This window comes from Streptomyces sp. NPDC037126, assembly GCF_055605965.1.
On record NZ_JBVJTD010000006.1, the window covers coordinates 59,463 to 71,559 of the forward strand.

At 72.3% G+C, this 12,097-nt stretch carries 11 protein-coding genes and 1 pseudogene; 7 read left to right on the top strand and 5 right to left on the bottom strand.

The features are described from left to right. Positions 1–6: 6 nt before the first annotated feature. Together ACZ7FF_RS16190 and ACZ7FF_RS16195 are read right to left on the bottom strand one after the other, a co-directional pair. Positions 7–2,067, bottom strand: a complete 2,061-nt coding sequence (locus ACZ7FF_RS16190) for a restriction endonuclease (RefSeq protein ID WP_470812830.1) — start codon at positions 2,065–2,067, stop codon at positions 7–9. Positions 2,068–2,262: 195 nt separating this feature from the next. Beyond that, positions 2,263–3,420 carry an FAD-dependent monooxygenase gene (locus ACZ7FF_RS16195; RefSeq protein WP_470812831.1) on the bottom strand — a complete coding sequence of 386 codons (1,158 nt, stop codon included), beginning with the start codon at positions 3,418–3,420 and terminating at the stop codon, positions 2,263–2,265. Positions 3,421–3,485: 65 nt separating this feature from the next. On the opposite strand from ACZ7FF_RS16195, the gene ACZ7FF_RS16200 reads away from it, so the two are divergent. Both ACZ7FF_RS16200 and ACZ7FF_RS16205 read left to right on the top strand, forming a co-directional pair. Then, positions 3,486–4,097 carry a TetR/AcrR family transcriptional regulator gene (locus ACZ7FF_RS16200; protein WP_470812832.1) on the top strand — a complete coding sequence of 204 codons (612 nt, stop codon included), beginning with the start codon at positions 3,486–3,488 and terminating at the stop codon, positions 4,095–4,097. Positions 4,098–4,434: 337 nt separating this feature from the next. Then, positions 4,435–4,695, top strand: a pseudogene (locus ACZ7FF_RS16205) (cupin domain-containing protein); the annotation flags it as partial. A 27-nt stretch (positions 4,696–4,722) separates the two neighbouring features. On the opposite strand, the gene ACZ7FF_RS16210 reads toward ACZ7FF_RS16205, so the two are convergent. Continuing rightward, the gene (locus ACZ7FF_RS16210) at positions 4,723–4,902 is read right to left on the bottom strand and encodes a hypothetical protein (protein WP_470812833.1); all 180 of its coding nucleotides are present in this window, start codon (positions 4,900–4,902) and stop codon (positions 4,723–4,725) included. Positions 4,903–5,120: 218 nt separating this feature from the next. Then, on the bottom strand, positions 5,121–5,591 hold the full coding sequence (locus tag ACZ7FF_RS16215; protein WP_470812834.1) for a winged helix-turn-helix transcriptional regulator: 471 nt from the start codon (positions 5,589–5,591) through the stop codon (positions 5,121–5,123). A 116-nt stretch (positions 5,592–5,707) separates the two neighbouring features. Between ACZ7FF_RS16215 and ACZ7FF_RS16220 the strand changes: the two genes are divergently transcribed. After that, on the top strand, positions 5,708–6,877 hold the full coding sequence (locus ACZ7FF_RS16220; RefSeq protein WP_470812835.1) for a thiolase family protein: 1,170 nt from the start codon (positions 5,708–5,710) through the stop codon (positions 6,875–6,877). 4 nt (positions 6,878–6,881) lie between these two features. On the opposite strand, the gene ACZ7FF_RS16225 is transcribed toward ACZ7FF_RS16220, so the two are convergent. Further along, a complete protein-coding gene (locus ACZ7FF_RS16225) occupies positions 6,882–7,667 on the bottom strand; it encodes a TVP38/TMEM64 family protein (RefSeq protein ID WP_470812836.1) in 786 nt (261 codons plus the stop codon). A 49-nt stretch (positions 7,668–7,716) separates the two neighbouring features. On the opposite strand from ACZ7FF_RS16225, the gene ACZ7FF_RS16230 reads away from it, so the two are divergent. The 4 genes from ACZ7FF_RS16230 to ACZ7FF_RS16245 all read left to right on the top strand — a co-directional run bounded on the left by ACZ7FF_RS16230 (position 7,717) and on the right by ACZ7FF_RS16245 (position 12,056). Further along, positions 7,717–8,439, top strand: coding sequence for a DNA alkylation repair protein (locus tag ACZ7FF_RS16230; protein ID WP_470812837.1), 723 nt, complete (start codon positions 7,717–7,719; stop codon positions 8,437–8,439). Between the two features lie 259 nt (positions 8,440–8,698). Continuing rightward, entirely contained in the window at positions 8,699–9,868 is a 1,170-nt protein-coding gene (tuf, locus tag ACZ7FF_RS16235; protein WP_470812838.1) for an elongation factor Tu, read from the top strand. A 228-nt stretch (positions 9,869–10,096) separates the two neighbouring features. Then, positions 10,097–10,942, top strand: coding sequence for a spermidine synthase (locus tag ACZ7FF_RS16240; protein WP_470812839.1), 846 nt, complete (start codon positions 10,097–10,099; stop codon positions 10,940–10,942). A gap of 283 nt (positions 10,943–11,225) precedes the next feature. Continuing rightward, positions 11,226–12,056 (top strand): class II glutamine amidotransferase, encoded by an 831-nt coding sequence (locus ACZ7FF_RS16245; protein ID WP_470812840.1) that lies wholly within the window; start codon positions 11,226–11,228, stop codon positions 12,054–12,056. The last annotated feature ends 41 nt before the right edge of the window (positions 12,057–12,097 follow it).

Consider the following 12,097-nt stretch of genomic DNA (forward strand, 5'->3'; position numbering starts at 1 on the left):
GCCGCCTCAGTGAACCTCGATGCCGAAGTCCTGGAGGAGCTCCTCCAGGCCACCCGCGTAACCCCTGCCGCCCAGGACGAAGTCCCAGTCCCCGTTCGCCCGGCGGCGGAACGAGCCTAGCACCAGGGCGGTTTCGTGCGCCCGGCCGTCGGAGACGTCGAGTCGTCCCAACTCGGTGAGCCTCGGGTCGAGCAGACGGATGCGGGCATCCGTGAAGCGGGAGAGATCGGCGTCCGGGTTCACCTCCGGGTCGATGGCGGCCACGAGTACCAGCCGGTCCGCCTCGTCCGGCAACGCGTCGAAGGACACGCAGAGCGCCGCCTTGTCGGGTGCGGTGGCGGGGAGGGCACGGACCGAACCATCCGGCGTCCGCGGGTTGTTGAAGAAGACGAAGTGATCGTCGCTGAGGACCCGGTCGCCACGGCAGACCAGAGCGCACACGTCCAGGGCGACGCTTCCGGTCCACGACATGCCGAGGACGTTGTAGTCGCCGGGCAGTCGCGTGTCCGGAACCGTCGGCGTCGGCTGTGCGGCCTGTCGAGGGGCTCGGTCGCCGAGGCGCCCCCGCAGGCCGTGGCGGTGCAGCAGGTCGACGAGCTGGGTTCCGGAGATCAGTTCCAGCGGCTTGCCGTTGGCGAACGTGTGTGAGCCGGGGCCGAACTTCGAGGTCGTCACAAGGACGCCCTTGTTGGCGCCGGCGTCCTGCACGGTGCCGTACAGGTCGCGGACGGCGGTGGGCGGCACCGTGTTGCGGTAGCGCTTCACCTGTACGACGATCTTGCCGCCCCGGATCGGCGTCGGATCCAGCGCGTCGACGTCCACTCCGCCGTCGTTGGAGCGTTGAGTGGTGACCGCCTGCATCCCCATGGCGCGGAAGAGATCGGCCACGAGGTTCTCGAACGCGATCGGATCCATCTCGTACAGGTCTGGGTCCTCGTCGCCGCCGTGTGTGACGACGCGGTTTCCGACCTCCTGGGGCCGGCGGCCCGGCCGCACCGGCACGAGCTGGTCGGGGCGGGCCGAGAGCTGCCCGCGCAGCGCGTCGGCAAGGCAGCTGCCGGCGTCGACCTGTGCCAGGTGCAGGTCGCGGAACCTGGCACCGGGAGCCATGACGGTTGCCAGGCAGATGTGGCCCGGTCGGCCCGTCGTAGGGTCGTGTCCGTCCAGGAACCCGTTCAGGGTCACGGACTCGAGCGCCCCCGGCTCGTCCGCCGCGAAGAGTTCGTGCAGCACGAGCAGCATGCACTGCGCCAGGACATCCCGGTACAGGGACCGCCGTTGGCCTGCCGGGCGAAGGGTCTCCTTGTCCTGGTCCGCGCCGGACATGTAGCGGACGGACTTGATCTCGGGAACGACGTCGAAGGCGGGCATCTCCCAGTCCAGCACCAGCTGTCCGGCCGCCGCGTCGTAGGCCGCTTGCACCTGACGGGGAAACCCCTCGGGCCACGCCTTCGAGGCGTAGAGGGCGGCGGAGAAGTACTCGACCACGGAATCGGGATCGCGGCGCCTGACTCCTTCGGTCAGTTCGATGACGCCGGCGTTGTGCTGCCGTATTTCTGCCAGCCGGGCGTCGGCCCACCCCTGGTAGTCCCGCTGGTACGACGCCAGTTGTTGCCGCCGCCGCGCCTCCGCCGCCTGGGCCGCGTGCCAGTCCCGCTCGAAGCGGGCCCGGGCGTCGGCCTGGGCCTGAGCGCGGCGACCGGCGGTCCACCCGCTCTGCGCCGCGTACTGACTGAAGTCCGGCATGGTCACGGGCTGTGCCAGCGGTCCCGGGGAGAAGGGCTCGACGTCCTCGGGGCGGATGAGGGACGAAGCCCGGAACGCCGGGGCCTGGCAGCCCGAGGCGAGCAGGCTTTGCAGCGCCGTGACCTGCGCGTCCAGTTCCTGAGTGCGACGCAGCGCCTCCGCCTGCCGGTACTCGCGGTAGTCCTGGGCGGCTCGCCGTTGGTAGGCACGTGCCTGCTGTGCCTCTTGCCTCTGTCGTCTGGCTTCGGCCTCCACCTGGCGCTGCTGCTGCCTCTGCATCTCGGCCCAGACGCCGACCAAGCCGTTAGAGCGGCGACTCATGTGCTGCAGGCCCTCCCCAGGAACGCGCTCCGGTTGTCCCCACAACCAGTTGTGACGGAACGACTCTATCCAGCGATGACTGTCTCGTACATCTACGGGGCGAGCCCAACTTGATCGGCCATCTCTGCAGGTCAGCCGAGTGTGGGACAGGCCGGCCCGCGGGTCGTCCGTGCGGGGGCCCCGGTGCGAATCCGTTCAGCCCAACTTCGGTGGGACCCAGGAGTGGTGCCGAAGGATCATGCGGGTGGCGGCGCGGGAGGGCGTCATGCGCATCGCGGTGTTCCGCAGGGCCACCGCCAGTGGGTGCGAGAGCTGCTGGCCCATCCGTCCGGCCTGCCGTGCGGCCCGGGCAACCGCCTGGCTGCGTGGGCGGCGCTCGGCGTCGTACCGGGCCAGTGCGGCCCCGACGTCGGGCTCGGCGGCGAGTGCGGCGGCCAGGGTGACCGCGTCCTCCAGCGCCTGGCAGGCGCCCTGTCCCAGGTTCGGGGTCATCGCGTGCGCCGCGTCACCGAGCAGCGCGATCCGGCCGGCCGTGTACGAGGGGAGCGGTGCCCGGAGCTCGTTGACGTCGTGGTGCAGCACGGCGTCGGTCCGGGTCGCGTCGAGCAGGGCGGGGATCGGGTCGTGCCAGTGGTGGAACAGTCGGCGCAGTTCGGCCAGGGGGTCGGCGAACCGCGTCCCTGCGCAGAGGTTGAGGACCGCGTGCCACTCGGCGCGCCCGTCCGAGAGGGCGACGTGCCCGAACTCGGCGCCGTGCCCCCAGGTCAGCTCGAAGTCGGTGCGCAGTTCGACCGGTTGCCCGGTGATGGCGCGCAGCACCGTCGAGCCGCTGTAGACCGGGCCGGGGTGGTGTGGGAAGAGAAGTCCGCGGACTCTGCTGCCGATGCCGTCGGCCGCCACCGCCACATCGGCGTCCAGGGTCGTGTCCCCACAGCCGACTCGGACCTTCCCGGCGCCGGTCTGCTCGACCGAGTCCACCTCGCGGCCGATCAGGAGCGTCCCGGCGGGCAGGGACTCGCGCAGCAGCCGGTGCAAGGCGGCGCGGGGGACACCCATGATCGGTGTGCCCACCGCCTTCTCCAGCGCCGTGCCGTCCATCCTGGTCAGCCAGCGGCCCTCCGGTGTGCGGGTGCCGCCCCTGTACTGGCCCCGCGACGCCTTCCTCACCGCCTCGCCGACGCCGAGTTCGTCCAGCGCCCGGAGGCCGTTGGCGGCCAGGGAGATGCCGGCCCCGGTGTCGGCGAGCACGGGCGCGCGCTCGACGACCGTCACGTCCCAGCCGATGCGGCGCAGACCGATCGCGGCGGCCAGTCCGCCGATGCCCCCTCCGACGACCACTGCCGTGCTGCTCATGACCCACCCCGTTCTTCTACATCTGTAGAGGAGCGATCCTAGTACTACAGGTGTAGAAAAGGGCCATGGCTACGGAACGGCGCACCCTCCTCGCGGACGCGGCTCTCGACGTACTCGCCGACGAGGGGGTCCGCGGACTGACCCACCGGGCGGTCGACCGCAGGGCGGCCATGCCGCCCGGCACCACGTCGGCGTACTTCCGCACCCGAGCCGCGCTGCTCACCGCGCTCGTCACACGCCTGGTCCAACTCGACCAGACGGAGCTGCAGGTGACGGCCGAGCGGCTCGCACCGATCCGCACCGCCGGGGAACTGGTCGACGGCATGACGCTGCTCGCCCGGCAGCGGCTCACCGGCGAGGGCCGCCGCCGCTCGCTCGCCCGCTACGCCTGCGCCGTCGAAAGCGTGCGCGACCCGGAGTTGCGCGAGATCCTCGTACCCCGCGAGAACGCCGGCCGCGAGGCCGTGCGGTCGTTCCTCGCGGGACACGGCGTGACCGACGTCGAGAACCGCACGCACACCCTGCTGACCTGCATCGACGGGCTGGTCTTCGACGCACTGGTGTCCGGGGGGGAACCGCCGCGCGAGGCGTTCGAAGGCCTCGTCGCCGCAGCCCTGCGCCAGGACTCGGCAGACCTCGGCCGCCGGTGCCGGCCGGACGCCGCGAGAAAGGCTTGACCGGGGTGTCGGGGGCGGCGATCCTGTGCCGGCCGCGGGAAGCGGGCTCGATCCGCAGGGGGGACATGGCTCGGCGACGTGTGATCGTTTTCGGCGGGTGGGCGCCCCTCTCCTTTCTGGTGGGGTGGATCGTGCTCCTCGTGGGCGACTTCTCCGGTCGGCCGCCCTGGTTGGCACTGGTGGGGCTGCTCTTCATGCTGCCGAGCTGTGTCGCACTGTGGCTGAAGAGGCCCAGGCGGCGGCGCCGGGCACGCGGGGTGCGATCCACTGATTCGGCGCGGACGTTTCGCTGATACCAGGGGCGCAAGCACCGCACGGGACGTAAGGCCGAGGACGTATGAGTGATCCAGTCGAACACTGTGCCGCCCCGCTCGACGCGTCGGTCGACGCGCTGTCCGACGTACTCGACCTGATCCAACTGCGCGGCGAGGCGCTGACCGTTGTCCACGCGGCCGGAGGGACTGATGTCCGGCATGCGTCGGGCGAGCGGTTGCTGTACATCGCCGAACGGGGTCCGGTCGAACTGTTCGTGGACGAGGGGGTGCGGCTACGACTCGGAGCGGGTGACATGGCGTTGCTGGCGACCGGCGCCGCACACCGGCTGAGGCCGATCGAGGGTGGCGGCTCAGGCCGCCTTGATGACCGTCTCGCGGATGGCCTCGGCCCACTCCACCACCAGCAGCTCGTACTCCGCGCGCTCCTGGGCCGACAGGGATCCGCCCGCACGCAGCCACAGCGCCCGGATCTGCTCGTTCACCTCGGCAGCAGACCGCACGGAACCAGGGGGCATGGAATCGGGGGACATGCGGAACAGCCTAGGGGCAAGCACTGACACAGCGCTACCACGTGGCTACGCAGAACGTATGGGGTTGGTCACCGGGGTCGCGATGTCAGCTGTGCGCATGTGCCAAGTGCCTGGGACAGTACGGGATTTGTGCAGGTGGGAGGCAGGATGCCGGAAGTCCGGAAGATGTCCGAAAGGGCGTCGTCCGTCGGTCGGCTCCGCCCGGCTGGGGTCCCGGTTCAGGCCGCCGTCGGGCCCGACACCGTCCAGCCCGGCGCCTGGGGGTGGGCGGTCAGGTCGTCGTGGTGGACGGGGGCGCCGCAGGCCCGGCAGGTGACCACCGGGACGAGTTCGTCGCCGCAGGAGTGCTCGACGACCATGGGCAGGTCGGCGCCCTGGCGCAGATGGCGGTCGCCCCATTCCTTCAGGGTCATCAGAACGGGTTCCAGCTCCAGGCCCGCCGGTGTGGGCCGGTACTCGAAGCGCTGGGGGCGCTCACTGTAGACGCGCTTGGTGAGGATCCCGGCGTCCACGAGCCGGCGCAGCCGGGCGGCCAGGATGTCGCGCGGGGCGCCGATGTTGCGCACGAGCTGGTCGAAGCGGCCGTTGCCCAGGCACACCTCCCGCAGGACCAGCAGGGAGTACTTCTCGCCGACCAGCGCGAGGGCGTCGGCGATGGAGCAGGGGCGCGGGTCTTTCGTGGCGGCCATGCGGCCCAGTCTAAGGGAGGGTTTGATTTTCCAACTCGGCGAGCTATGGTGGGTTTGGATTTCCTACTCACTAGTAGCCGCGCCCATGAAGCCCGGTCCAGGCAGGAGGCCGCACCATGCGAGACGCAGTCGTCGTCGAAGCCGTACGCACCCCGATCGGCAAGGGCAAGCCGAACGGCGCCCTCGCGCACGTCCACCCCGTGGAGCTGCTCGCCCACACGCTCCGGACCCTGGTCGAGCGCTCCGGGGTCGACCCGGAGCTGATCGACGACGTGATCGGCGGCACCGTCGACCAGGTCGGCGAGCAGGCCATGAACACCACGCGGTACGCCGTCCTCGCCGCGGGCCTGCCCGAGTCGGTCCCGGCCACCACGGTCGACCGCCAGTGCGGCTCCTCCCAGCAGGCCGTGCACTTCGCCGCGCAGGGCGTCATCTCGGGCGCGTACGACCTCGTGGTCGCCTGCGGCGTGGAGTCGATGAGCCGGGTGCCCATGTGGTCCAACGTGCCCGCCGGCAAGGACCCGTTCGGGCCCGGCGTCGCCGAGCGCTACCCGGAGGGCCTGGTCCCGCAGGGCATCAGCGCCGAACTCATCGCCGCCAAATGGTCCCTCACGCGCGCGCGGATGGACGAGTTCGCCGTCTCCTCCCACCGCAGGGCCGCAGCCGCCTGGCAGGCCGGGCTCTTCGACGCCGAGGTGGCACCCCTGGACGGCGTGGCCCGCGACGAGTGCGTACGCCCCGACAGCACCCCGGAGATCCTCGCGGGCCTCAGGCCCGCCTACCACGACCCCGGCTTCGCCGAGCGCTTCCCGCAGATCGAGTGGAACGTCACCGCGGGCAACGCGAGTCCCGTCAACGACGGAGCCGCCGCCGTCCTGATCACGTCCAGCGACACCGCGGCCCGGCTCGGCCTGCGCCCGCTCGCCCGGCTGCACAGCTTCGCGGTCACCGGCTCCGACCCGCTGCTGATGCTCACGGGCGTCGTCCCGGCCACCGAGAAGGTGCTGCGCAGGGCGGGACTCGCGCTCGACGACATCGACCTGTTCGAGGTCAACGAGGCCTTCGCCAGTGTGGTCCTCGCCTGGCAGCAGGAGACCGGCGCCGACCTCGCCAGGGTCAACGTGCACGGCGGCGCCATCGCCCTCGGTCATCCGCTCGGCGCCAGCGGCACCCGGCTGACCACCACCCTGGTGCACGCGATGCGCGAGCGCGGCGCCCGCTACGCGCTGCAGACCATGTGTGAGGCGGGCGGACTCGCCAACGCGATGATCCTCGAAGGCGTCTGAGCCGTCACCGGCCGCGCAGGTGGTGGCGCTTGCGCCAGGCCACCACCGTGCCCACCAGCGCCGGTACGGCGATGCAGGCCATCGCGATCAGGAACGCGGGGGACGTCGGCGCCGAGGCGCGCGCGCCGGCGACCGCGTAGGCGGCGGTGTTCGGGACCGAGCCGAGCGCCGTGGCCAGCAGGAACGGCAGCCAGCCCATACGGGACACGGCCGCGCAGTAGTTCGCCGCCCAGAACGGCACCCCAGGGAAGAGCCGTGCCGCCATCATGGACCGGAACCCGTGCCGGCTGAGCTGCCCGTCCGCCGCCTTCAGCCAACGGCCGCGCAGCAGCGGGCGCAGCGCGTCCTGACCGAGGACCCGGCCGAGCCCGAAGGCCACGCCCGCCCCGAGCACCGTGCCCGCAAGCGCCGTCGCCAGACCCACCTGCGAGCCGAACAGCGCGCCGGCCGCCAGGTTCAGCAGGGGGCGCGGCACGAACGCCACGGTGCACAGACCGTACGCCGCCCCGAACACCAGCGCCGCGGCGGCACCGCCGAGTTGCGGCGGCCAGCCCTGTGTCAGCAGCCGCTGCGGCTCGAACGCCAGCACGCACGCGGCGCCACCCGCCAGGAGTGCGAGCAACAGCGCCAGCCTGGCGTACGGGGACAGCAGCACCCGCGTGCAGCGAGCGCCGAACCCCGAGCCGGGCAGGGCCGGGAGGGACACGGCCGCGGATCCGGCCGGCTCCGCGGCGACGACCGGGGCGGAGACCGTCGCGGTGCCCCCGGAGCGGTTGGTGGCATCGGGCATCCGGAGACACTAACCGACGCACGGGTGTGATCGCCGTATGGTACGTCTCATGACCGTCACGGAGCCTGCGCCGCCGGAGGTGCCGCGCAGCGCCCTCGCCGAGGCCCTGCTGGCGCGGCTGACCACCGTGTACGGGGCCGCCGCCGACCCGGGGCGGGCGGCGGCGATGCGGGCGTACATGAAGGACGTCGCACCCTTCCTGGGCATCCCGACCCCGGACCGCCGGGCCCTGTCCCGGACCGTGCTGGCGGGCACGCCCCGCCCCGACCAGTCCGACTGCACCGCGCTGGCCCTGCGCTGCTGGGCGCTGCCCGAACGCGAGTACCACTACTTCGCCGTCGACTACCTTCGCCGGCATGTCGGCCGCTGCTCCCCGGACTTCCTGCCGGTGGTGCGCCACCTCGTCACCACGGTCCCCTGGTGGGACACCGTCGACCTGCTCGCCGCGCACGTCGTGGGGGCCCTGGCCGCCGCTGACCCGGCGCCGGCCGCCGAGATGGACCGGTGGATCCTCGACGAGAACCTCTGGGTGGCCCGCACCGCGCTGCTCCACCAGCTGCGGTACAAGGAACGCACCGACCAGGAGCGCCTGTTCGCCTACTGCCTGCACCAGTCGGGCCACCCTGACTTCTTCATCCGCAAGGCCATCGGCTGGTGCCTGCGCGAGTACGCCAAGACCGATCCGGAAGCCGTACGGTCCTTCCTGGCGCGGGAGCGGGGCCGGTTCGCGCCGCTGACGGTCCGTGAGGCGCTGAAGAACATCGGGGCCTGAACCCGGCCGCGCGGAAAACCATTCGACTCCGAACGGTCCGTCGGCGATGATCGACGACATGTTCCGGTACGCCTTCCTCCTGGCAGCATCCGCAGTCGCGGATGCGCCGAAGGCTGCCGTGCCCGCTCTCCCGGCCGCTGTCGACGGCGCCCGAAGCTGACCCTCTCCGGATCGTCCGGCGGACCCCGCAGGGGGAGGGTCGGCCAGTCCCCCGGGGTCCCGCGTTCCCTCACGACAGCAGAGGCTTCGAGGTACAGCCATGTCCAAAACGGCCTACGTGCGCACCAAGCCGCACCTGAACATCGGCACCATGGGTCATGTCGACCACGGCAAGACCACGTTGACCGCCGCCATCACCAAGGTCCTCGCCGAGCGCGGCACCGGCACCTTCGTGCCGTTCGACCGCATCGACCGCGCTCCGGAGGAGGCCGCCCGCGGCATCACCATCAACATCGCGCACGTCGAGTACGAGACCGACACCCGGCACTACGCCCACGTGGACATGCCGGGCCACGCCGACTACGTCAAGAACATGGTCACCGGCGCCGCGCAGCTCGACGGGGCGATCCTCGTCGTCTCCGCGCTCGACGGGATCATGCCGCAGACCGCCGAGCACGTGCTGCTCGCCCGTCAGGTGGGCGTCGACCACGTCGTCGTGGCCCTCAACAAGGCCGACGCGGGCGACGAGGAGCTGACCGACCTGGTCGAGCTGGAGGTGCGCGAGCTGCTCACCGCGCAGGGCTACCCGGGGGACGCCGTGCCCGTCGTACGGGTCTCGGGACTCGGGGCCCTGGACGGCGACCCGCGCTGGACGGCGTCCGTCGAGGCGCTGCTCGACGCGGTGGACACGTACGTGCCGATGCCGGAGCGGTATCTGGACGCGCCGTTCCTGCTGCCGGTGGAGAACGTGCTCACCATCACCGGCCGGGGCACCGTCGTCACGGGCGCCGTGGAGCGCGGGACGCTCCGCCTGGGGGACCGGGTCTCGGTGCTCGGCGCGGAGATCGAGACGGTCGTCACGGGGCTGGAGACCTTCGGCAAGCCGATGGAGGAGGCGCAGGCCGGGGACAACGTGGCGGTGCTGCTGCGCGGGGTGCCGCGCGACGCGGTCCGGCGCGGGCACGTCGTCGCGGCGCCCGGGAGCGTGGTGCCCGCCCGGCGGTTCTCCGCGCGGGTGTACCTGCTCTCCGAGCGCGAACGGGGTCGCAGCACGCCGATCGCCACCGGCTACCGGCCGCAGTTCTACATCCGCACGGCGGACGTGGTGGGCGATGTCGACCTCGGCGTGGCGGCCGTCGCCCGCCCTGGGGAGACGGTGGAGATGACCGTCGAACTGGGGCGCGAGGTACCGCTGGAGCCGGGGCTCGGGTTCGCCGTCCGCGAGGGCGGCAGGACCGTCGGAGCGGGGACCGTGACGGCCGTGGAGTAGCGGGGGAGGGCGCATGGGGACGGCCGGCTCGTGGAGGCCGGCCGTCCCCGCGTGCGGCGACGCGTGTCTCGGGGGTGTGGTGGCTGCTGGGTTCGGAGTGGCCGGCTCCCCGCGTGCCGCGGCCGGCGTCGCCAGGAGTGGGGGCGGCCGGGGCGGCATCGTCGGCCGGTGTCGGGTTCCGGGGCCGCCCCGTGTCGGCGGAGGGCGGCCGGTGCCCACAATGGTCGGGTGAGTGAATCGATACCCGTCACGCGTGCCACCGATCACGGGACCGCCAAGCTGATGCCCGACGTCGACCGGGAGCGGGCCTGGCTGCTGACGGTCGACGGGGCGCCCCAGTCGTACGTGGACCTGGACGAGCCGACGCACCTGGAGTTCGAGTACACGCGGCGGCTGGGACACGTGCTGGACACGCTGGCGGAGCCGGGGCGGGCGCTGGCCGTGGTGCACCTGGGCGGGGGCGCGCTGACGCTCCCGCGGTACGTGGCCGCGACCCGGCCGGGCTCCCGGCAGGACGTCGTCGAGGCCGACCGGGGGCTGCTGGAGCTGGTCGCCGAGTATCTGCCGCTGCCGGAGGACTCGGGTGTCAGGCTGCATCCCGCCGACGCCCGGGCCTGGCTGGAGGCCGCGCCGGACGACCTCGCCGACGTGCTGATCGGGGACGTCTTCGGCGGCTCCCGGGTGCCCGCCCACCTCACCACGCTCGCCTACGCCCGCGAGGCCGAGCGGGTCCTGCGGCCCGACGGTGTCTATCTGGCCAACCTCGCCGACGCGGCGCCGTTCCCCTTCCTGCGGTCCCAACTGGCCACGTTCGCCGAGGTCTTCGAGGAGCTGGCGCTGATCGCCGAGCCGGGCGTGCTGCGCGGCCGCCGGTTCGGCAACGCGGTGCTGCTCGCCTCCCACCGGCCGCTCGACGTCGCCGCGCTCGCCCGCAGGGTCGCGGCGGACGCCTTCCCCGCCCGGATCGAACACGGCGAGGCCGTGCGGGAGTTCACCGGTTCCGCGCGACCCGTCGAGGACGCGGACGCCGTGCCGTCGCCCGTGCCGCCCGGCGGGGCGTTCGGCATCGGCTGATCCGCCCGGAGCGGCGTGGCCGGGCCCGGCGGGGTGGGGTGCCGGACGCGCCGGTGCGCCGCGGCTCCACGAGGGCCCCTCCCGAAAGGCTGGGCGTGCCGTGGGCAGCCGTGCAGACCATACTTGTAGTGGCTCGTACGGACAGCAGCCGCGGCATCCGCTCCGCCGCGTCCGCACGCGCCGCCCGGCTGTCGGGACCCGTCTCGAGTGCAGCGGCGGAAACGATCCTCCCGATCCGCGTCACACGGTCGCCGTCCTCCGCCGGAGGGAGGTGGGTTCGCACATGTGCCGCTGGATCGCCTACTCGGGTACGCCTGTGCTGCTCAGCCAGGTCCTGTTCCAGCCCGAGCACAGTCTGATCGACCAGAGTCTGCACTCCCGCATGGGCGTGGAGACGACCAACGGCGACGGATTCGGGGTCGGGTGGTACACCCCGGACCTGATCACCCCGGCAGTGCTGCGGGACGTCGGCCCGGCCTGGAACAACCAGAACCTGCGGGAGGTCGCCCACCACGTCCGCTCGGGCCTGTTCTTCGCCCACATCAGGGCCACGACCGGAACGGCCGTACAGCAGACCAACTGCCATCCCTTCCGGAGGGACCGCTGGCTGTGGATGCACAACGGGATGATCAACGACTTCGACCGGCTCAGACGTGACCTCGCCCTGGCCGTCGACCCCGGCCTCTACCCGGACATCGAGGGTTCCACCGACTCCGAGCTGATGTTCCACCTCGCGCTCACGTTCGGGCTCACGGAGGACCCGCCCGGAGCCGTGGAGCGCATGGCCGGCCTGATCGAGGAGACGGGCGAGGCGCACGGCGTGCGGCACCCCCTCCAGATGACCGTCGCGGTCGCCGACGGTGAGCGGCTGTGGGCCTTCCGCTACTCCAGCGAGGGCGCGTCGCGGTCGCTGTACTTCAGCACCAGGGTCGACTCCCTGCGCGCGCTCCACCCGGACGCCGCGTTCCTGCGCGAGATATCGGACGAGACACGCCTGGTCGTCTCCGAGCCGCTGGGCGACCTCCCGGGAGCGTGGCACGAAGTGCCGGAGAGCAGCTACGGCATGGTCCAGGCGGGCCATGACCTGCTCCGCCCCTTCCGGCCCCGGCGCTGAACGGGACGCGGCACGCGGGCAGCCGATCACAGCCGGACGGC